This is a genomic window from Alteromonas gracilis (assembly GCF_002993325.1).
GTDB classification, from domain to species: Bacteria; Pseudomonadota; Gammaproteobacteria; order Enterobacterales; family Alteromonadaceae; genus Alteromonas; species Alteromonas gracilis.
The window spans coordinates 148,055-169,826 of the sequence record NZ_PVNO01000024.1 but is presented as its reverse complement, the minus strand read 5'-3'; the positions used below and the strand labels follow the sequence as shown (position 1 = coordinate 169,826).

Genomic DNA, 21,772 nt, shown 5'->3' with positions numbered 1-21,772 from the left:
TAGTCCGTTATGAATAATATAAAAAACGCTGTAGCGCTCTTAATATTGCTTGTTCTAAGCGTGAAATGTTGTCTTGCGCGCGTAGATGACTATGTTATTCGCGAGCACGCAGGCGGGCTGGTTTTTCCTAAGTCGATGACGTTACTGCCTGATAATTCACTGTTAATTTCACACAAGCACGGAGTGATTACCCGAGTCACCAGTGAAAAAACGCAAAAGGAATTTTCATTGTCTTTGCCCGAGCTTTACAGTGAGGGGCAGGGCGGTGTACTTGATTTGCTGGTTATCAGTGGGTTTAGCGAATCTCACCACATGACGTCGGGCGAACTTTTAATATCATACTCAAAGGGAACAGCAGAGGACAATCGGTTGGCGATTGTGTCTGCGACATTTTCTTTCAGTGAAGGGATTACAAACCTCAAGCCTGTTTTTGAAGTGAACGACGGGAAAGATACGCCTGTGCACTACGGCGGTAAATTGCTCAAATTACCTGAAGGCGGCTATCTCGTAACAACAGGAGACGGTTTTGATTACCGAGAACAAGCGCAGGTTATTAGCTCCCATTTAGGTAAAATCATAGGTTTTACACTAGATGGCCAACCGTTACCATCCCCCGCGTTTGAAGAAGCACCATACGTTTACAGCTTGGGCCATCGTAATCCGCAAGGACTGGTAAACTTTAACGGAGACATCTATCAGCACGAGCACGGTCCGGATGGCGGCGATGAATTAAATCTTATTGTAAAAGGTAATAATTATGGCTGGCCGGTAATTACTAAAGGACTCGATTACTCAGGTGCCCGAATTTCTCCTTTCACTCAATACAAGGGGATGGAAAACCCATTGGTTGATTGGACGCCCTCGATTGCTCCCTCTTCCATGGCGGTTTATACGCATACCGCGTTCGCGTCGTTAGAAAATACGTTATTGGTGAGTTCACTTAAAGCTCAGCAACTATTCGCCGTTTATGAGGCCGCCAATGGTTGGAAAGCGGTGCCCATAATTGACCAACTAGAGACACGACTTCGAGACGTAAAGGTCGATGCAAGTGGTAACATTTGGGTTTTGACAGACGGCGAAAATGCAAAAGTTTTCAGAATTTCTCCATCGTAAGCGATGGGCGACGCTTTGATGTGGTTCAAAGCATTGCCAATGCGGCAGGGTTGAAGGTCAGACCAATAGAGGTCGTGCAGAGATTCTTTTGTATGTAATTTGTACTGGTAGTACCATAAATATTATAAATGTCTGGCATAAACACAACACGGTTATTTATTTAGTTTGTTACTGAACAATAATCAAAAACAATAGAGTGAATTTCAGAGTGAATTTTTAACGCAATGAAAATAAAGAATAAAATTTCAATTTTTCTCATTTCCGTCCTTTTTATGCGCTAACAGAGACAAGGTTCAAGGACGTATGTATAGGTAAAATATCGGTTGGCACATACCCCATCTCTTTTAATGCAAACATTACGTAAGCCGTGAAAATCGGTTAAAATACCCTTCATTTTTATATGCGTATAGCTAAGACCGACTTAACACTACGCCCAAGTAAAACTAAGACCGAGAGAACTATATGAGTTTGTATTCAGAATATCTGGCAGAGATCGAAACCCGTAAAACGGAATTAGGTCTTAACCCTAAGCCTATTGACAGTGCAGATCTGCTGTCTGAAATTATTGCTCAAATAAAAGATACAACAAACGAGCACCGCGAAGACTCTCTAAAATTCTTTATCTATAACACGTTGCCGGGTACCACTCCTGCAGCTGTTGTTAAAGCACAGTTTCTAAAGGAAATTGTACTTGGCGAAGAACAAGTAGAAGAAATTACGCCTGAGTTTGCACTTGAGCTTCTTTCACACATGAAGGGTGGTCCATCAGTAGAGGCGCTTTTAGACCTAGCGCTTTCTGATAATGAAGCAGTTGCTAAACCAGCAGCTGAAGTATTGAAAACTCAGGTTTATCTGTACGAAGCGGATACTGAACGTTTAGAAACAGCATTTAAAGCGGGTAACGCGATTGCTAAAGACGTACTAGAAAGCTATGCAAAAGCTGAGTTCTTTACCAAGCTGCCTGACGTTCCAGAAAAAATTGAAGTGGTAACGTATATTGCCGCAGAAGGTGATATTTCAACTGACCTTCTTTCTCCAGGTAACCAAGCGCACTCTCGTGCAGACCGTGAACTTCACGGTAAGTGCATGATCACCCCTGAAGCACAGCAAGAAATCGTTGAGTTAGGCAAAAAGCACCCTAACGCTAAAGTAATGCTAATTGCTGAAAAAGGCACTATGGGCGTAGGTTCATCACGTATGTCTGGTGTGAACAACGTGGCTCTATGGGCAGGTGAGCCAACAAGTCCTTACATTCCGTTTGTAAACAAAGCGCCAATTGTTGCTGGTACTAATGGTATCGCCCCAATCTTCCTAACTACCGTAGATGTAACCGGTGGTATTGGTCTTGACCTTAAAAACTGGGTTAAGAAAACAGACGAAAACGGTGAAATTGTTCGCGATGCTAACGGCGACCCAGTACTAGAAGAAGCATACTCGGTAGCAACTGGTACGGTGTTAACTATCGATACTAAAGCGAAGAAGCTTTACAATGGTTCAGAAGAATTAGCTGACGTGTCTGCGTCGTTTACTCCTCAAAAAATGGAGTTCATGAAGGCGGGTGGTTCTTACGCGGTAGTATTCGGTAAGCAGCTACAGTCTTTTGCAGCACGCACGTTAGGTATTGAGGCGCCAGCGGTATATGCACCTTCTAAAGAAGTATCGCACGAAGGCCAAGGCCTAACTGCTGTTGAGAAAATCTTTAATCGCAATGCGGTTGGCGTAAACTCTGATGCACCACTACACGCTGGTTCTGATGTGCGCGTTAGAGTAAATATCGTGGGTTCTCAGGACACCACGGGCCCAATGACTTGCCAAGAGCTAGAGTCAATGGCTGCGTCAACAATCTCTCCACTTGTTGACGGTGCATATCAGTCTGGCTGTCACACAGCGTCGGTTTGGGATAAGAAAGCGCAGGCTAACATTCCTAAGCTTATGTCATTCATGAACAACTTTGGTGTAATCACAGCACGTGACCCTAAAGGTGTGTATCACTCAATGACTGACGTTATTCACAAAGTGCTTAACGACATCACGGTAGACGACCGCGCTATCATCATTGGTGGTGACTCACATACCCGTATGTCAAAAGGTGTAGCATTCGGTGCCGACTCAGGCACGGTTGCATTAGCACTTGCAACAGGTGAAGCGGCAATGCCAATTCCAGAGTCTGTGAAAGTGACCTTTAAAGGCAGCATGAAAGAGCATATGGACTTCCGTGACGTGGTTCACGCGACACAAGCGCAAATGCTGAAGCAATTCGCTGGTGAGAACGTATTCCAAGGCCGTGTAATTGAAGTACAAATCGGTACGCTACTGGCTGACCAAGCGTTTACTTTCACCGACTGGACTGCAGAAATGAAAGCGAAAGCGTCAATCTGTATTTCTGACAACGAAACTATGATTGCGTCTCTTGAACTTGCCAAGACGCGTATTCAAATCATGATCGACAAGGGGATGGACAACGAAGCTAAAATGCTTCAGGGGCTAATTGACCTTGCTGATAAGCGTATCGCTGAAATTAAGTCTGGCGAAGAGCCAGCGCTTGCACCAGATGACAATGCTAAGTACTACGCAGAAGTGGTTGTTGATTTGGACCAAATCGACGAGCCAATGATTGCTGACCCAGACGTAAACAACGACGACGTATCTAAGCGTTATACTCACGATGTTATCCGCCCGGTTTCTTACTACGATGGTAAGCCAGTAGACCTAGGCTTCGTGGGTTCTTGTATGGTGCACAAAGGCGATATGCAAATCATCGCACAAATGCTACGTAACCTAGAGAAGCTTAACGGCTCTGTAGAATTCAAAGCACCACTTGTTGTTGCGCCACCAACATACAACATTGTTGATGAGCTAAAAGCAGAAGGTGATTGGGAAATCCTTCAGAAGTACGCTGGCTTTGAATTTGATGATGCTAAGCCTAAAGAAGCGGCGCGTACTAAGTACGACAACATTCTTTACCTAGAGCGTCCTGGATGTAACCTATGTATGGGTAACCAAGAAAAAGCTGAGCCGGGCGATACAGTAATTGCAACGTCAACGCGTCTTTTCCAAGGCCGTGTTGTAGCTGACTCTGATGAGAAGAAAGGTGAGTCGCTACTTGGCTCTACGCCGCTAGTAGTACTTTCAACCGTACTTGGCCGCTTCCCAACAACGGAAGAGTACAAGCAAGCCGTTGCAGGCATTGACCTAACCAAGTTTGCTCCGCCTTCTGAAGACTTGGCAGTTAAGCCTAAGTTCGAAGCTGATGTAGCCGTTAAGCGCGTATAAGCTTTTAACGCTAAGTAAATCTTAAAAAGCCCCAACCTAGGTTGGGGCTTTTTTGTATCTAAAATTATGGGGTCAGAGTACATTAACGGTGTAGCAGCTCAAAGAATTGGGGTCAGAGTACATTTTTCTAAAAAGTACTCTGACCCCAATCCTTTATTGAACAATACGTAACCAAACACTACACTTATTCAATAAGGCGAATTGTATTCATTGTGTACTAAGGAAAGGTAAGCTATGAAAAATGTTAAGATATTAATTGTCCTGCTCACGACATGCTTTGCTTTAGGGGGCTGCAGTACGACAAGCATGGTACACACTGACAAATGCATTGAACAGGTTGATGAGGTCGAAACAAACAGTGCAGAAGTGGCTAATGCACGTTTACAGCATTGTCTCGATGAATCCTATCAAGCTAGGCGAGCGGAACGTTCAGCGCCGGGGGCATTGTTTGGCGACCTAATGGTAGCAATATTGCAACGAGCGTTCTCCAACAGAAACTGAATTTTTAAATAATGGGGTCAGAGTACATCAGTTAAAAAGTACTCTGACCCCATTTATTATCTATTGTGGGTCGGTTGCTACAAGCTCATCAAGTATGCCAAGTAGCAGCTTGGTGCCGGTACCAGAGGCTATAGCGTCAAACACATTCTCTACATTTTTACCGTGCTGCCCGCCAGCTAGGTCGCTGATTGAGCGGATAATTAGCCAGTCCACATCGTTTACAAAACTCACCTGTGCAACTGTTGCCGATTCCATTTCAGCTACATCTGCGGTATAAACGTCCCGTAGCCATTCGCGATATTTGGCGTTGTCTACGAACACAGAGCCGGTTACCCCGTTACCGCCTATATCTACCAGTATTTCTTTACCTGATGGCATAGTGATAGGCGGGATCTTTTTGAGCGCACGTTTTGCCATTTCTAACAACGCTTTATCGGCAGTAAAGTATGGCATTCTCCTGCGAGCATCCCATCCTTCTTTCACAACGGCGACTTCAGTAGGGTGAATAAATCCTATGTTTTTATAGTTAGGGGCATGCTCATCTGTGTCCCGGCGCGCTTTGTAATATTCGAGTTGTTTAGCGTAATAGTCAGGTAACTCATAGGCGCTAGCATCATCTTTTTTCGGATTGATATAGACAGATTCATCGTGGAAGTACCAGCGTTCAGGCACAGCAATATCACCAGGGGTGTATTTAGGGTTGATGGCGCCAGCAATCCCCATCATCACCAACTTATCAATAGGAAAGTAATCCAGCGCCATCTGTACTGTCATCGCAGCATTAGTGATGCTGACACCCGTACTAAATACAACAATGGGCTCACCTTTGTAGGTGCCAAGTTGGTATTTAACTCCTTTTATATAGATGGTTTGCGTAATTTGAGCGTCATCTATATCAGCAAATGCAGCATCTATGGCTTCAATTTCGGGCTCGTAGGCGGCAACAACAGCCGTCCATTTGTTCGATACATTTGAAAAATCTTTCGGGCCATATTGGCTGGTGTCGTCGTTAGCGAAAGACGACAGTGATATACATACGAATAAAACAAAACTACTTAAGCGCATAGTGACCTTATTTAATTTATTTGCGCACCAAACGGGTGCATACAATGGAACAAGAAGGAGTCTAAAAGCCTTTGAATGCTGTAGGCAAGGCTTAAGACACTACTATTCAATATATTAGTAAGGTTCGGCAGCAAGGTTCAGGCCAAGAATGGGTAATCGGAGCGGAGCAGATTGCTTGGGAAAAGTACACTGACCCCATTATTTTTATGCAGAGACGCTGTTTAGTACTTATACTGAGTTATCAGCTATTTACTCATCTTTAGAACGCCTAATGTCGAAGCAGTACACCACAACACCTGAATCATTTGGCGAAGTCACTGCGAGCTTGCGAAGCGCGGGCTTCAAAATTTTGCTAGGTTTTTCTTTATTGATCGTAGCGGTTATCGCTATTAAACAACCCGATAACGTTTATGTGGCATCATTTTTCGGTCTTTCCTGGTGTTCTATATCAGCAGCAGGTCTCACCTTTCCTAAATATCAGGAACTATTGGCAAAATTGTGGGCCTTGCTCACGATTCCAGTCGCCCCTTATTTGGTAATAAGCAATGGACTTATGCCCGCAACCTTGGCGCCTATTGCCACCATATTTCCTATTTTGTTGCTCTCTAATAGTTGGAGAGTTGTTGCCATGGTAGTGCTTGCAAGCAGCACGTTTTTTGTCCCTTTCTATGATAAACCTTACGATGAAGCCCTTTGGTTAAGGTTATGCTTAACAAATGTGGTTGTTTCTCTAATCATCTATGTCTTGGCAAGTCAGTTGGAGAAAGCCTTGCTGGAGAGTAAAAAGAAATCCCTTGAGCTAAACAGAGCACTTGAGAGTGAAAAACAAGCTTCGGCTGCACAATCGCGGTTTCTTGCAACTATGTCACATGAAATCCGCACGCCGTTAAACGGTATTCTGGGCTTGACCGATGTTGTGTTATCCAATGAGATCACAGAAAAGGTGCGACCAAATTTGGAAAAGATCCAGCGTTCAGGGCTTTCACTTAATCGCATTTTGAATGACGTTCTAGACCTCTCTAAACTGAATGCGGGAAAACTCACATTGGAATCTATCCCCTTCGACCTAAAACGTGCTGCCAAAGATTGTGTAGCTTTCTATGCGCAATTAGCAGAGAACAAAGCCATTTCATTGCGAATAAATGTCGATAAAAAATTGAATACCTGTGTAGTGGGTGATGCAACGCGCCTTTCTCAAATATTAAACAATTTAGTGAGCAACGCGATAAAGTTCACTCATCACGGAAGCGTCACCTTATGTTTGGCGAAAGGGGAAGCGTCAAAGACTCATCAATTTGTCCGGTTTTCAGTCAAAGATACGGGAGAGGGGATTAATGCCTCTGAACAAGAACGTGTATTCGATGCTTTTACCCAAGCTAACAGCAGCATAAATCGAGTGCATGGTGGTACAGGACTGGGTTTACAGATAGTAAAAAGCTTAGTTGAAGCAATGGGCGGCACGGTTTATCTGCTAAGTGCTCAGGGTGAAGGAAGTGAATTTTATTTTGAGCTGCCGTTTGAAATTGCAGAGAGCCCAATTGACGTTTTTGAACAAGTGAATGTACCGTCGTTCTCGAATCTTAGCGTGCTAGTGGCCGAGGACAATGACATTAATCAGGTCGTGGCCAAATCGTTGTTGGAAGATTTAGGGCTTAAGGTCGTACTAGCTAATAACGGAAAGCAAGCCGTAGAGCTTGCGCATAATCATAATTTCGACCTTATCTTAATGGATTTACATATGCCTGAAATGAACGGCTCTGAAGCTGCATTTGCGTTGCGACAGGCAAATATCACTATTCCTATTATCGCGTTCACTGCTGCGGTAGTTGTAGAAGAGATAGATAAAGCGTTAGCGTCAGGAATGGATGGATACCTCACGAAACCAGTCAATAGGTCGGAGTTATACGCGACGCTGACCAAATATTTGGGCGGCGACATGTCTGCAAAAAATTCCCGTATTGCCAAAGTGGAGGACACGGAGTAATTTAGACGTATGAGTAAAGATAGTTCTAATAAACTTCTTTAAAAACATAAATTAAAAAAGACGCCCGTGCCCAATCTAGCCGATATTCAAATTCTTTACTCAAAGACAGTGCTTGTAGAACATGGGGTTATATAAAAGGATTTAAATTTGAAGTCATATTTACACACCATTATTGCCCTATTATTTTTTGCTTTACCAAGTTTTACGGTTAGCAGTGAGCCTGACACAGACAGTCAGCGTTACGAACTCAAAGTAGAGAAACTCCAATCCCATGTGTTAAACGAGCAACGAGAAGTGGTGGTTCAGCTTCCTAAAAGCTATGCGGAAAATCCTGATAAGAAATATCCCGTTGTTTATCGACTTGATGGAGGGAGCAACCTTCCTGTAATGAATGCGGTACTGGAGTCGCTCCAATCTCAAAATGCTGCGCCAGAAGTGATTATAGTAGCGATTGAAAATACCGACCGTCTTCGAGATCTTTACCCAACGGCAAATGAAGATCCAAACGGGCCAGTAGGCTATGGTGGTGGCGGAGCAAAGTTTCTTTCTTTTATAACCACCGAACTTATGCCCGTGGTAGAGAGTAAATATCGTGTGCATGACTTTCGAGTGATTGAGGGCGCATCAGCAGGTGGTGTATTTGCGTTATACGCGCTTTCCCAAAAACCTGAGCTTTTTAACGCCGCGCTTACTTACAGTGCTGCAGTTTGGTGGAATTATGGCGCATCTGCAAAGCGGGTGGTTGCGTTCTTAAAATCTGCCAACCAATTAGACCATTATATTTACACGTCTATTGGTAATGAAGGCGCCCCCATGCGTTCTTATTACAACGACATGATTTCTGGAATGCGAGCTAACCAACCCGCTGGCTTAAGGTGGGAAAATGAAGCCTATGCCGATGTCCCGCATAATCTGGTTACTGCCGCGTCTACTTTTAGCGCTTACCACCACCTGTTTTTATCAGCCTATTTGATGCCGCAGCAGTACACTGGCGATGTGAATAGTATCAGCGAGTATTATGCCCGCGTTTCAAGACAGCGAGGCGAGAAACTGGAAGCACCGGAATGGGTCATTCGTGAGTTAGGCTATCACTACGTAGGTTTACAGAACTATGACAAGGCTATTGACTTGTTTGAACATGCTATCGCCAAATATCCGCAGACTCCAGATGCGTATAATGGCTTAGCGTATGGCTACGAGCGCATGGGTGAATATGAGAAATCACTGGAGAATGTGAATAAAGCTTTGGCCCTTTCGACGCCAGAGCACGACGGTCATCAGGTGTATTTAAGCCGACAAAAACGTCTGCAATCTTTGCTTGAGGAATAAGTTACGGTGAATCATCCAAATACAAATCGACAGGTAAAACCATTGGCCACAGCACTTATTATGGTTGCTATCATAGCAAGCATGAGCAGTTGCAGTACCGTTACGACAGGTCAAACTGATCACTGCATTGAGCAAGCTAATAACGCAGATGTTCATGGAGTAAGCACCGCTGATGAGCAGTTAAATGCCTGTTTAGAGACTTATCAAATGCGACGGAATGAAAAAAGAACCTTTGGTGAAGCCTTAGCAGAAGAGGTGCTGATCTCTGTCATTGATATAATTACTGATTAAAGCCTCGGTTAAACGAAAAACTATCCAACGTACAGTTAAAAAAGATGAGAAGGCAGAGTAATTTACTCTGCCTTCTTTGTTTTAGCTTCGTTTTTGAAAGCGTTAAAGCAGGTAACGTTTAATGAATAAAGGTGAATCTAGTGCGATACTTTTTAACTTTATTTTGGTTGTTTTTTGTTACGGGTCTTGTGAGTGCCGACGACAAGTTCGAATTTGTCGATGGGGTACAACTTGCCAAGCAGTACGATTTCAATGACACTGAAATTAACATAGCCGATTATTGGGTGAGCGAAAAGTTAGACGGCATTCGCGCAAGATGGGACGGGTCTGAACTGCGCACCCGCAACGGTAACAAGATTTTTGCGCCCGCGTGGTTCACTGCTAAGTGGCCAAAAGCCACTATTGACGGTGAACTTTGGATAGGAAGAGGGGAGTTTGAGCGTACGGCTTCTATTGTGCTTTCAACGTTAACGAGCGTTGAGCTGCACTCTGTTACCAACGCTTTATCGAGCACTAAATCTATAACTGACGCTACTGCAACAACACGTTCCGTATCAAGCAAACGCTGGACTAAAATTAGATTTATGGCCTTTGACATGCCTATGACAGGTGAGCTTTTTCAAACCCGGCTTAACATGCTTAACAGACTAAGTGAGATTACCCCCAACCCAACGTTTGCCGTTATCCCTCAATTTAAGCTTACATCTATTGATGCACTTGAAGAAAAGCTAAATCAGGTAACACAAGAAGGCGGGGAGGGCTTGATGCTACATCATGAAAAAGCACTATACATCTCAGGGCGAAGTAACAAGCTACTCAAAGTAAAACGATTTGAAGATGCAGAAGGGAAAGTATTGGCGCAACTTCCAGGGAAAGGTCGTTTTAAAGGGATGATGGGCTCGCTTCTTATAGAAACGCGAGAAGGTATTCAATTTAAATTAGGAACGGGCTTTTCAAAAATAGACCGCCAGTCGCCGCCTGCCATCGGCAGTTGGGTGACCTTTAAGTTTTACGGTGTAACGAAAAATGGGAAGCCAAAGTTTGCAAGCTACCTTCGCACTAGACCTCAGTCAGACTTACCCAATTAACACTTTTCAAAATGACTGTGCACACTCTATGAACCCCCTCTCACTTGCTGTTGTTAATCGTTTACGGTTTTCTTTATTCAAGGAAGCGTCACGTACAGTTAACTTCTTGTCTTTAAGTCATAAACCCTTATAACTTATCTATACGCTAACTACTCGAAAGACTTTGTTTACTTCTATTTAATCGCTTTTGTCGTTTAAAAGTAATGGTATGAATAGCGATTATAAGTGAATAAAAAGGGCGCAAAATTTAAAAAACTAGCCTGTGAAGTTATACTGTTGATGATTTATTAAACACACCTTGCGTCAAGTGTTCACAAGACCGTTTACTCCCAGTGCGCAAGCTAACGTAGAGGAAGAGACTGTGTTACAAGATTACCGCAATCACGTTGAAGAACGTGCCGCTCAAAATATTCCACCTAAACCTCTCAATGCTGAACAGGTGGCTGGCCTGGTTGATTTATTAAAAAATCCCCCGGAAGGTGAAGGGGATTTTTTATTAGAACTGCTGTCAGAACGTGTACCGCCAGGGGTTGATGAGGCGGCTTACGTTAAAGCCGGCTTTCTAAGTGCCATCGCAAAAGGAGAGGACAGCTGTGAGCTTATTTCCAAAGAAAAAGCGGTTGAACTGCTTGGTAATATGCACGGTGGCTACAATATTGCCACATTAGTAGCGCTACTCGACGATGAGGCATTAGCGCCGCTGGCAGCGAAAGAGCTAAAACATACGCTCTTAATGTTTGATGCCTATCACGATGTGGAAGAAAAGCACAAAGCAGGTAACGAGTACGCCACTGACATCATTAAATCGTGGGCTGAGGGTGAGTGGTTTACGTCGCGCAAGCTAATGGACGACAAAATTACCTACACCGTTTTTAAGGTAACCGGTGAAACCAATACTGATGATTTGTCTCCAGCCCCTGACGCATGGTCTCGCCCAGATATTCCTCTGCACGCCCTTGCAGCTTATAAAATGCCGCGTGAAGGACTTGTTCCGGAGGAGCCAGGCGTTAAAGGCCCAATGGCACAGATAGAAGAAGTTAAGAGTAAGGGATACCCTATCGCTTTTGTCGGTGATGTAGTTGGTACAGGTTCGTCGCGTAAATCGGCCACTAACTCTGTGTTGTGGTTCTTTGGCGAAGACCTGCCGGGCGTACCAAATAAGCGCGGTGGCGGTGTGTGCATTGGTTCAAAAGTCGCACCTATATTCTTTAACACAATGGAAGACGCCGGCGCGTTGGTGTTTGAAGCCGATGTGGAAAAAATGAACATGGGGGATGTGATAGATATCTACCCGTTTGAAGGCAAGATCACTAATCACGAAACCGGTGAGCTTCTCGCAGAATACAGCTACAAGTCGAAAGTCATTTTAGATGAGGTTCGTGCAGGCGGACGTATTAATCTGATTATCGGTCGCGGCCTTACCGAGAAAGCGCGTGAGACACTTGGTCTCGGCCCAACTGATCTTTTCCGTACGCCGGAACAACCCAAAGAAAGCGGAGCGGGTTTCTCGCTAGCACAGAAAATGGTAGGTAAAGCCTGCGGTGTTGAAGGTATTCGCCCTGGCACCTACTGTGAGCCTAAAATGACAACCGTGGGCTCGCAAGATACCACAGGCCCTATGACTCGCGATGAGCTTAAAGACTTAGCTTGTTTAGGGTTTACCGCCGATTTAACCATGCAGTCATTTTGTCATACCGCGGCTTATCCAAAGCCGGTGGATATAGAAACCCAGCACACATTACCTGATTTTATAATGAACCGTGGCGGTGTATCGCTTCGCCCGGGGGACGGTATTATTCACAGCTGGTTAAACCGTATGTTGCTGCCGGATACGGTTGGTACTGGCGGTGATTCACATACCCGTTTCCCACTAGGTATTTCATTCCCGGCGGGTTCTGGTTTAGTGGCGTTTGCTGCGGCAACCGGCGTAATGCCCCTTGATATGCCAGAATCAGTACTGGTGCGATTTAAAGGCGAAATGCAGCCGGGCATTACGCTACGCGACCTAGTACACGCCATTCCGCTGTACGCCATCAAACAAGGGCTGTTGACGGTAGAGAAAAAAGGCAAAATTAACGCCTTTTCTGGCCGTATATTAGAAATTGAAGGCCTAGAGAACCTAACGGTAGAGCAGGCGTTTGAGCTTTCAGATGCATCAGCAGAACGCTCAGCCGCAGGGTGTACCATCAACCTTTCTGAAGCGTCAATCGCTGAATATCTGCGTTCAAACATTACTATGCTTCGCTGGATGATTAACGAAGGTTATGGCGACCCGCGTACGCTAGAACGTCGAGCGCAGAAAATGGAAGAGTGGCTCGCGAACCCAGAATTAATGCGTGCCGATGCAGATGCCGAGTACGCAGAGGTTATTGAGATTGACCTCAACGAGATTAAAGAGCCCATAGTGTGCTGCCCGAACGATCCAGATGATGCAAAAACCTTATCTGAAGTTGCTGGCGATAAAGTAGATGAAGTCTTTATTGGCTCGTGTATGACAAACATTGGCCACTTCCGCGCAGCCGGCAAACTGCTTGAGCAATACAATAAAACGCTGCCTACCCGTTTGTGGATGTCACCACCGACTAAAATGGATAAAGCCCAGTTGATGGAAGAGGGCTATTACAACATTTATGGTCGCGTGGGTGTGCGCACAGAAATGCCTGGATGCTCACTATGTATGGGTAACCAAGCAAGGGTTGATGCTGGTACAACGGTTCTTTCAACGTCTACTCGAAACTTCCCTAACCGTTTGGGCGATGGGGCCAATGTGTATTTGACCTCAGCAGAGCTTGCTGCTGTGGGCGCTATTGTAGGACGTATCCCAACAGCCGACGAATACATGGAATATGCCAGCAAAATTAACGCGATGTCCGGTGAAGTATTCCGCTACTTAAACTTCGATAAAATGCCTAGTTTTAAAAAGGCTGAAGAAGAAGCGAAAGCGCGCATTATTCCAACATTGAATGTTGCCTAAAATAGTGTATAAACTACAAAGCCGGTGGCCGTTAAGGTGACCGGCTTTTTTTATGGTGAAAAGGAATGTCTAATGGGAAAATCTTTCTTTATTGTTGCAGCACTTGTATTAACCTTAGGGTGTGCAAAAGCGCAGGTTGACCCTGTATCGTCGCTGAATTCAGTGGACTTCGAATCCATCACACTGGAGATAGGCGGCAAGCACTATGAAGTAGAGTATGCCAAAACCTTCGAACAGCGCGCCCAGGGTCTAATGTTTCGTAAAGCCTTATGCGTAGATTGCGGTATGTTTTTCAAATTTTCTAGCCCCAAAATTGCGGGCATGTGGATGAAAAATACTTTTGTTCCCCTAGACGTGGCATTTATCGACAGAAATGGCGTAATAACGGATATAAAACCTCTCACTCCCCACAGTTTGGAGTCGGTCGGATCATCGAAAGAGGTACTTTACGCGTTGGAAATGAACCAAGGGTGGTTTGCCGAGAATAATATAAAAGTAGGCGACCAAATTACGATTGATTAACTGCGCAGACCGCGCGGTTACTGCTAGCAAAAAGCTAGTTTTATTCTGGAGTTAAATATAGTGACAAATGCCTTATCGATAGCTAAGTTCGGTGGAACTAGCGTTGCGAATTACGAAGTAATGCAAAACTGCGCCCGAATTGTTGCCGGTAATGACAAAACGCGCATTGTGGTAGTAAGCGCTGCAGCAGGTGTAACCAATCATCTAGTAAGCTTAGCGCATACACCCATGACGCAGCAGCAAATTGAAGAGACCTGTCAGGCTATCATCAACATTGAGCTTGCCATTCTTAACAAGTTAAAAGACAAAGATGCGGTAGAGCCGAAACTCAATGATTTGTTAGAAGAAATGCGTAGCTTAGCGTTTCACGAAGAAATTCTTCATCAAGACGACCTAAAAGATCAGCTGCTTTCTATGGGTGAGCGAATGTCATCACTGATGTTCGCCTCAGTGCTTGCAGAAGAGGGCGTAAAAACCATGAACTTTGACGTACGTAAGGTGCTGCGTACGGACAGTGAGTTTGGTGAAGGCGCGCCTCAAATTGAAGAAATAGAAAAGCTGTCCAAACAATTATTGGCACCTGAAATTGAGAACGCTATCGTTGTTACACAAGGCTTCGTCGGTGCAGATGAACAAGGCCGAACCACAACGCTAGGTCGTGGCGGTTCTGACTTTACAGCGGCCCTGCTTGCAGAAGCACTTGATGCGGAGTCCTGTGAAATTTGGACCGATGTAACGGGTGTATACACAACTGACCCGCGCATTACACCTGCGGCTCACCCCTTGCCAGAGCTTAGTTTTGAAGAAGCGGCGGAAATGGCCACCTTCGGAGCTAAAGTTCTTCACCCGGCAACTATGGAACCTGCGCTTCGAAAAGACATTAAAGTGTTTGTAGGGTCAAGCAAAGAGCCTGAAAAGGGCGGTACTTGGATTGTACGCGACTGCGAGCACGAGCCACCTTATCGCGCCATCACTCGCCGCAAAGAACAAGTAATGGTAACGGTTAAGACCCCTAAGATGATGTATGCTCAGGGCTTCTTACAACAAGTGTTCGCAATTATCGCTAAGCACAAGCTAAGTGTTGATTTGGTTACGACCTCGGAAATCTCGGTATCTTTTACTCTTGATAACCCAGCAAATTCTGTGGCTCAGCGACTGAACAAAGAAACCATTGCCGAACTTGAGACCATCTGTGATGTGAAAGTGGAAAAAGGCTATGATCTTGTCACCGTTGTTGGTAACAACATGCAGACAGCTGTAGGCGTTTCAAGCAAAATTCTATCTGCGGTATCAGACTTTAACCTGCGTATGATTTGCTTTGGTGCTAACCCGCACAACTTGTCGTTTTTAGTAAATGAAACAGATAGCGATGTAATTGTTCGAAAGCTTCACACAACGTTATTTGAATAAATCCTTTACTTACATCTATGAAATTAAAACGGCCGCTTATGTAAGCGGCCGTTTTTTTAAGGCTGGACTGGCTTATTTAATTTCTACAGGAACGATGATCTCGTGGCGTTTATTCCAAGGAAGCGTAAAAGGGGAGTCATACCCCATGTAACTGGGCGCTCCGACCGCCTTGATATTGTTATCGCTCAACGTTTTAAGCAGTTTATTTTTAAATTCCTCTTTTTTATCGTCACCGTTTAGCCCAGAGTACCGAATTGCAGCCACTGTTCTTGCTGGCACGGTCACTAAAGACACATCTTCATGGGTTGGCACAGGGGCGTTCTCAGCACTGTATTTACTTGGTAAGAAAAACATCATTTTATCGGGCGATGACATCTCTACAGGGGAGGTCATCGAAATCTTTGTGGCATTATTGCCAACCTCTACAGGTGACGTCATTGACACATCAGTGTTAGTTTTGTTTTCACCTGAAATGTAATTAAACAAGAGCCTGAAAGCCCCGGTGTCTTGATTACCAGACGACTCTACCGCCATAGACGCTTCATAGTGTCTAATTTCTGTATCGTCAGAAAGCGTTTCGATGACGGCGTAAGAAAGTGTTTCTGTGTCTTTGTAATAAGAGGGCTCGGCATGACTCATGGAAAGGGGTATCCAAAAAGCGGTGAAAGCAGAAATAAGGCTAATTCGACGTAAACGCATATTAGTTAAAAAGTTAGAAACTCATATTCTTATTACTTGTTTCCAGCTTTTTATGCTCAATTATATTTCCAGTGAAGCCCAGCGGTAGAAGATGGATGGATTCATTTAGGCAAGCTAAAAACAAAAAAGGGGCGCGCGCCCCTTTTAAAGTAGTCTGTTGAGCAAAGTTACACTTTAAACTGCCTAATAGACTGCTGTAACTCGTCAGCGAGGCGAGCCACTTCATGGCTAGACTCAGACGTTTGTTGTGCACCTGCTGTAGTCTCTTCAGCGATGCCAACAATGGTTTCGAGCTTTTCACTGATTTCTTGCGACACTGTGTTCTGTTCACGCGCTGACTGCTCAATTTGAGAGCTTACGTCATGTGCTTTGTGCACCGCATCAGTGATGATATCCAGTGCCTGGGTTGCTTTTTCAGTTTGCGCAACGCAGGCTGCGGTTTGTTCTTTACCTTGCTCCATTACCGCTACAGCCTTCTCAGCCCCAGCTTGTAGTACTTCAATCATGGCATTGATTTCTTGCGTTGACTCCTGCGTACGGCTGGCAAGGGTTCTTACTTCATCGGCCACTACCGCGAAGCCTCGGCCTTGCTCACCTGCACGTGCAGCTTCAATAGCCGCGTTCAACGCTAGCAAATTGGTTTGGTCCGCAACACCGCGGATAACGTCAAGGATCCCGCCAATGCTCGCGCTGTCTTGATGAAGCTTATTGATAACGTCAGCAGCCTCCTGTACGTCGCGAGATAAGATCTCAATCGTGTTTTTATTTTCAAGAGAAATCTTACGAACGTTTTCTGCTTCTGCATCTGCATGGCGAATTTGGCTTAGTGTATCTTCAGCATTCTGAACGACCAATTGCGACGTTGAGTGCATTTCTGTCGTCGCCGTGGCCACTTGGCCAATTTGTGATTTTTGATCTTGAATAGAATGGGTAGTTTGTGCCGTAACCGCCGAAGTTTGTTCTGACGCCGCAGCTAACTGCTCCGCGCGTACGTTAATCGCAGTGATAAGCTCTTTTAGGTTACCAATTAGCGTATTGCAGTTTCGCGCTAGAAGACCAAATTCGTCCTGTGCAGAATCATCTAAGCGATGTGTAAGGTCACCTGATGAAGCAACAGTAAGTAGCTCGTTTACACGATAAAGTGGGCGTGTGATAGCGCGCACTGTTGCGAAACCGATAATTGCCGCAACGGCGATAGAAATCAACACCACCACAATGACTACAGTGTTACCCGTTGTGATAGCACCGTTTACCTGACTTTCCACATGCGATGCTTTTTTATCTGCAAGCGTAAGAAGGTTTTCTAGAGCTACAACACCTTGTGCAATATTGTCATCTGACGTATTTAACGCTTTCTCGGCGTCGTTTCTGCGCTCTAATCTATCAACGTGGAGCTGCATTACCCCGTCGTTTGCTTTGATCGCGTTAATTGCGTTATTAACTAGATCGTTAATGTCATCAAGCGTGCCCGAATCGTCGCGTCCGCCCGCGGTCTGCATCATGTCGCTCAGCTGAGTTACCACTTTCTCAACCACAAGATCGACTTCGTTCCCCAAGGTTTGTGAACGCACTATGGTCTGAGTTTTAATGTACTCATAAGATACAGTTAGCAGAGAAAGCAATGAAGTTTCTAGCTGACCGCCAACCTCTGCTGCCCTACGAAGGTTTGCGTCGCGCTGAACACTGTCTAAATCTGAAAAATCTAGTAGATACGTTGATGCGTCGTCAGCATTATCTTCAGCGTCACCGAGTCTGTCTTGAATCGTGTTGCGCAAATCAAGGTACATTTGGTGGTTTTTATACATAGCCTCAACGTTAGTGATATAACTCTCGTAAGACTCGCGTACCGAGCTAAGCGTATTTTTGAGTTCAGGCTCATTGTTAACGGCCTGTGCTAGCTTTTTATACTCACTTTCGAAGGTATCTTTTGCCGAATTGAAAGCCGTTCTTTTGTCTTTCAGCTCACTTAAATTCTCTTCAATGTAGCTTTCAAAGGTCAGGCGACCCATGTTAAGAAAGCTTGCTTTAAGCGCATTACTGCCTGCTACTGTTGGAAGCGCAACATCGTTAACTTCTTCAGTGGCTGAACCTATTGAGTTGAGGTTATAAAGTGAAACAACACTAATGACGATTAGAAGTGCGCTAATCGCGACAAATCCCCCGATTACGCGTGTGGCTACCGTTATTTTCATCGGAACTCCTGGATGAGTGTTTTTATTTTTATCTCTAACGATATTACCCGTCTCAGCCAACAAAATATAGCGCTTAAAAGCTGCAGTATTGTTCTTAAGCAGAGAAGATAATTAAACATCATCGTTACTAACTGACGTAATTGTATCGGCTACAATAACTTAATGTTTATTTTATTTAGTCACTTAGTATAAAAATAATTTGCAAAATTTAGCTGGTAATACCAGTTGTTTTTTAAAAGTAGCGTCGGTAAGGGGGGGAATTATCTATGCGGACTGGTATTAAAGTTGTCTTTTGTGTTTTTTAAGCGTCGATTGCAACTTGTAATGAGTTGTCTAAATTCAGTAAGGTCATGCTCTGTCCCCAAACATATCCCGTATCTAGCCCTATAAATTGATGGCTGTTAGTTTGGCCTGAAAGCGCGGCCCAATGACCAAAAACAACCCGTTGTTCAGATGAAAGCTGAGTGTTTTGGTGCTCAAACCAAGGCATGATTGTGTTGCTCGTGCTATGAGACACGGCGCTAGGGTGGGACTTGTTGTCAAAATCGAGTGTGCCATTATCATAAACAAATCGCATACGAGTACACGCATTTACGATAAAGCGAAGTCGCTCTGCACCTTCTAAGTTCTCAGACCAATTATCGGGGGTATTCCCGTACATGCTCTCCAGAAAGTCAGCATAGTTATCAGCCTTCAAAACTTCGCTCACTTCGTCGCTAAGAGATATGCTTTGTTCGATTGACCATTTAGGATAAAGCCCTGCATGTATCATTACTGAGCGGTCGTCAATTTTCATTGCCAACGGCAAGCGTCGTAGCCAGTCAACAAGTTCAGGTAAGTCTGATGCCTTAAGCAGTGGCTCTAATTTATCTGACTTTTTTGACTTTCGTATGCCATTAACTACCGAGAGCAGATGTAAATCATGATTGCCCAACACGCTATGAAAATTTTTACCGAGGGATTTTAAAAAGCGCAGCGTATTAAGGGAGTCTTCTCCCCGGGCAACTAAGTCGCCTACAGCAAGAAGCGTATCGTTTGTGTCATCGAATTTAACTTTATCAAGAAGGCGACGAAGACCATCATAGCAGCCTTGAATATCGCCAACGACGTAAGTGTTTCCGCGAGACATAAAATCCTTAATGGAGAATACTGGGGATAGCTAGACGAAATATATCGATTGGAAGTCGAAAACGCTCGCCGTCTTCTAACTCCATCTCGTAATAGCCTTCCATATTACCCACTGGGGTGTCAATGACTGCGCCACTGGTATATTCAAATTGCTCGCCAGCTTTCAATATGGGTTGTTTACCCACAACACCTGCGCCTTGCACTTCCGACGTTTTGCCATTTGCGTCAGTTATTTTCCAGTAGCGATTAATAAGCTGTACGGTTTTATCACTATTGTTCTCAATTGTGATGTGGTACGCAAAGGCAAACTGCTTTGAATCTGACGGAAGGTGTTCTGGGAGGTGACGGGTTTTTACCCGCACCTTAATATCAAGTACATCCATGAATATGGCTATTGCTCTTGTTGACTCTCTTTTGCCGTTACTGCATTAGCCAGTGTGGCAAAATCGTTGAGTGATAAAACTTCAGCGCGACAAGTAGGGTCGAGACCTAGTTCACGAATTTCATCTTCACTTAAACAATCTTTAAGTGAGTTGCGTATGGTTTTACGGCGCTGATTAAAGGCTTGAGCACAAACACGTTCGAGCGTATTCACAGACTCAACGTCAACAGGCGGAGCCTGGTGTGGCACAAGCTTCACTACCGCAGAATCGACTTTTGGTGGTGGCTTAAAGGCACCCGGCGGTACATTCAGTACCGGAATAACATGGCAATAATATTGTGCCATGACGGAAAGCCTGCCGTAATTTTTCGACCCAGGCCCTGCAGCCAAACGATTAACCACTTCCTTTTGTAGCATGAAGTGCATGTCTTCAATGCAGTGAGCATGGTCGAAAAGGTGGAACATCAACGGCGTTGAGATGTTGTAAGGCAAGTTGCCAAACACGCGAATCTTTTTGTCTTTTACCGGCATCTCTTTAGCCAGTGAGCCAAAATCCATGGTCATCGCATCTTGTTCAATAACGGTGAGTTTATCACCGTTGAACGGATGATGGCGCAAGCGCTTTGCTAAGTCGCGGTCTAATTCTATAACCGTTAGTGCGTCTACTTCTTCACAAACGGGGTCTGTCAACGCACCTAAACCAGGCCCAATCTCTACCAAGTTTTGTTCGTTTTTAGGCGCGATTGCGGCGACAATTTTTCCTATAACATATTCATCGTGTAAGAAATTTTGTCCAAATCGCTTTCTGGCCGTATGGCCTAAATGTGTTTTACTCATTGTTGGTGATATGCAAGCTCAATGGCTTTTTCCAATGCTTTTCTAAAACTGCCGGCGTCGGCTTCTCCCGTACCCGCTAAATCTAGCGCAGTACCGTGATCGACCGAAGTGCGAATAAAGGGTAATCCCAAGGTAATATTCACAGATGCCCCAAAACCTTTGTATTTTAACACGGGAAGGCCCTGGTCATGATACATAGCAAGCACTACGTCAGCATGTTCTAAGTATTTAGGTTGAAAGATGGTATCGGCCGGTAAAGGTCCAGTTATCTTGAGCCCTTCTTCCCTAAGCTCATCGAGCGCAGGAATAATTGTATGAATTTCTTCAGTGCCAATATGCCCATCTTCTCCGGCATGCGGGTTCAAACCGCATACGTAAATGTGGGGCTCTTTAATACCAAACTTAAGTTTCAGATCGGTATTGATGATATGAATAACTTTGTACAGACGGTCTCGAGTTATTGCTTTTGCTACGTATTCTAGCGGAATATGAGTTGTAGCAAGGGCAACGTTTAGCCCTTCAGTGGCAAGTAGCATCACAACGTCTATGGTATTTGACTGATACGCAAAGAACTCGGTATGGCCGCTAAACGATACACCCGCTTTGTTGATAATACCTTTGTGAACAGGGCCTGTAACAACCGCATCAAAATCGCCGTCCATATTTGCCTGACACGCTTGACGCAGAGTTTCTACCACGTATAAACCGTTTTCGCTATCAAGTGTGCCCGGTAAAACTTCGACCGACTTATCAATTTGTTTTATAAACAGTGAACCCGCAGCTTGAATCTGCGGGTTATTGGCATCGTAATCGATAAGTGTGAGGGACAGACCTAACGCGCTTGCTCGTGCTTTAAGCATCTCGCCATCGGCGAATACGACAAGCTGCGCTTGCCATGCTTCTTGGGCCAGTTTAATTATCAAATCTGGCCCGATACCTGCCGGCTCTCCCGGGGTTATTGCTATTTTTATTGGTGTAGTCATG

Annotated in this window: 17 protein-coding genes; 10 read left to right on the top strand and 7 right to left on the bottom strand. The window is 44.7% G+C overall.

Going from position 1 to position 21,772, the window contains the following annotated elements:
* Positions 1 to 9 precede the first annotated feature (9 nt).
* From C6Y39_RS07830 to C6Y39_RS07820, 3 genes are all read left to right on the top strand, one after another.
* The gene (locus C6Y39_RS07830; RefSeq protein WP_105930720.1) at positions 10 to 1,113 is read left to right on the top strand and encodes a PQQ-dependent sugar dehydrogenase; all 1,104 of its coding nucleotides are present in this window, start codon (positions 10 to 12) and stop codon (positions 1,111 to 1,113) included.
* 462 nt (positions 1,114 to 1,575) lie between these two features.
* A complete protein-coding gene (locus tag C6Y39_RS07825) occupies positions 1,576 to 4,386 on the top strand; it encodes a bifunctional aconitate hydratase 2/2-methylisocitrate dehydratase (protein ID WP_105930719.1) in 2,811 nt (936 codons plus the stop codon).
* A 234-nt stretch (positions 4,387 to 4,620) separates the two neighbouring features.
* On the top strand, positions 4,621 to 4,887 hold the full coding sequence (locus C6Y39_RS07820; protein ID WP_105930718.1) for a DNA ligase: 267 nt from the start codon (positions 4,621 to 4,623) through the stop codon (positions 4,885 to 4,887).
* Between the two features lie 60 nt (positions 4,888 to 4,947).
* Here the strand turns inward: C6Y39_RS07820 and C6Y39_RS07815 are convergent, their stop codons facing one another.
* Positions 4,948 to 5,952, bottom strand: a complete 1,005-nt coding sequence (locus C6Y39_RS07815; RefSeq protein ID WP_105930717.1) for a 5'-methylthioadenosine/S-adenosylhomocysteine nucleosidase family protein — start codon at positions 5,950 to 5,952, stop codon at positions 4,948 to 4,950.
* Between the two features lie 271 nt (positions 5,953 to 6,223).
* On the opposite strand from C6Y39_RS07815, the gene C6Y39_RS07810 reads away from it, so the two are divergent.
* From C6Y39_RS07810 to lysC, 7 genes are all read left to right on the top strand, one after another.
* Entirely contained in the window at positions 6,224 to 7,936 is a 1,713-nt protein-coding gene (locus C6Y39_RS07810) for an ATP-binding protein (protein WP_105930716.1), read from the top strand.
* Between the two features lie 147 nt (positions 7,937 to 8,083).
* The gene (locus tag C6Y39_RS07805) at positions 8,084 to 9,265 is read left to right on the top strand and encodes an alpha/beta hydrolase-fold protein (protein ID WP_105930715.1); all 1,182 of its coding nucleotides are present in this window, start codon (positions 8,084 to 8,086) and stop codon (positions 9,263 to 9,265) included.
* Positions 9,266 to 9,271: 6 nt separating this feature from the next.
* Positions 9,272 to 9,556 carry a DNA ligase gene (locus C6Y39_RS07800; protein ID WP_105930714.1) on the top strand — a complete coding sequence of 95 codons (285 nt, stop codon included), beginning with the start codon at positions 9,272 to 9,274 and terminating at the stop codon, positions 9,554 to 9,556.
* A gap of 140 nt (positions 9,557 to 9,696) precedes the next feature.
* Positions 9,697 to 10,644: a DNA ligase gene (locus tag C6Y39_RS07795; protein WP_105930713.1), complete on the top strand. Its 948-nt coding sequence runs from the start codon at positions 9,697 to 9,699 to the stop codon at positions 10,642 to 10,644.
* A 361-nt stretch (positions 10,645 to 11,005) separates the two neighbouring features.
* Positions 11,006 to 13,618 carry a bifunctional aconitate hydratase 2/2-methylisocitrate dehydratase gene (gene acnB, locus C6Y39_RS07790; RefSeq protein ID WP_105930853.1) on the top strand — a complete coding sequence of 871 codons (2,613 nt, stop codon included), beginning with the start codon at positions 11,006 to 11,008 and terminating at the stop codon, positions 13,616 to 13,618.
* 72 nt (positions 13,619 to 13,690) lie between these two features.
* Positions 13,691 to 14,140: a DUF192 domain-containing protein gene (locus tag C6Y39_RS07785; protein ID WP_105930712.1), complete on the top strand. Its 450-nt coding sequence runs from the start codon at positions 13,691 to 13,693 to the stop codon at positions 14,138 to 14,140.
* Between the two features lie 60 nt (positions 14,141 to 14,200).
* Entirely contained in the window at positions 14,201 to 15,550 is a 1,350-nt protein-coding gene (lysC, locus tag C6Y39_RS07780; protein ID WP_105930711.1) for a lysine-sensitive aspartokinase 3, read from the top strand.
* Positions 15,551 to 15,622: 72 nt separating this feature from the next.
* Here lysC and C6Y39_RS07775 read toward each other — a convergent pair whose 3' ends face one another.
* The 6 genes from C6Y39_RS07775 to pdxA all read right to left on the bottom strand — a co-directional run bounded on the left by C6Y39_RS07775 (position 15,623) and on the right by pdxA (position 21,771).
* The gene (locus C6Y39_RS07775; protein WP_105930852.1) at positions 15,623 to 16,189 is read right to left on the bottom strand and encodes an SOUL family heme-binding protein; all 567 of its coding nucleotides are present in this window, start codon (positions 16,187 to 16,189) and stop codon (positions 15,623 to 15,625) included.
* A 227-nt stretch (positions 16,190 to 16,416) separates the two neighbouring features.
* Entirely contained in the window at positions 16,417 to 18,441 is a 2,025-nt protein-coding gene (locus C6Y39_RS07770) for a HAMP domain-containing methyl-accepting chemotaxis protein (RefSeq protein ID WP_105930710.1), read from the bottom strand.
* Between the two features lie 301 nt (positions 18,442 to 18,742).
* Entirely contained in the window at positions 18,743 to 19,570 is an 828-nt protein-coding gene (locus C6Y39_RS07765; protein ID WP_105930709.1) for a symmetrical bis(5'-nucleosyl)-tetraphosphatase, read from the bottom strand.
* A 7-nt stretch (positions 19,571 to 19,577) separates the two neighbouring features.
* Positions 19,578 to 19,952, bottom strand: coding sequence for a Co2+/Mg2+ efflux protein ApaG (apaG, locus tag C6Y39_RS07760; protein WP_105930708.1), 375 nt, complete (start codon positions 19,950 to 19,952; stop codon positions 19,578 to 19,580).
* Positions 19,953 to 19,960: 8 nt separating this feature from the next.
* A complete protein-coding gene (gene rsmA, locus C6Y39_RS07755) occupies positions 19,961 to 20,788 on the bottom strand; it encodes a 16S rRNA (adenine(1518)-N(6)/adenine(1519)-N(6))-dimethyltransferase RsmA (RefSeq protein WP_105930707.1) in 828 nt (275 codons plus the stop codon).
* Positions 20,785 to 21,771: a 4-hydroxythreonine-4-phosphate dehydrogenase PdxA gene (gene pdxA / locus C6Y39_RS07750; protein ID WP_105930706.1), complete on the bottom strand. Its 987-nt coding sequence runs from the start codon at positions 21,769 to 21,771 to the stop codon at positions 20,785 to 20,787. Before pdxA ends, rsmA begins: the two co-directional genes overlap by 4 nt.
* Position 21,772: the final 1 nt, after the last annotated feature.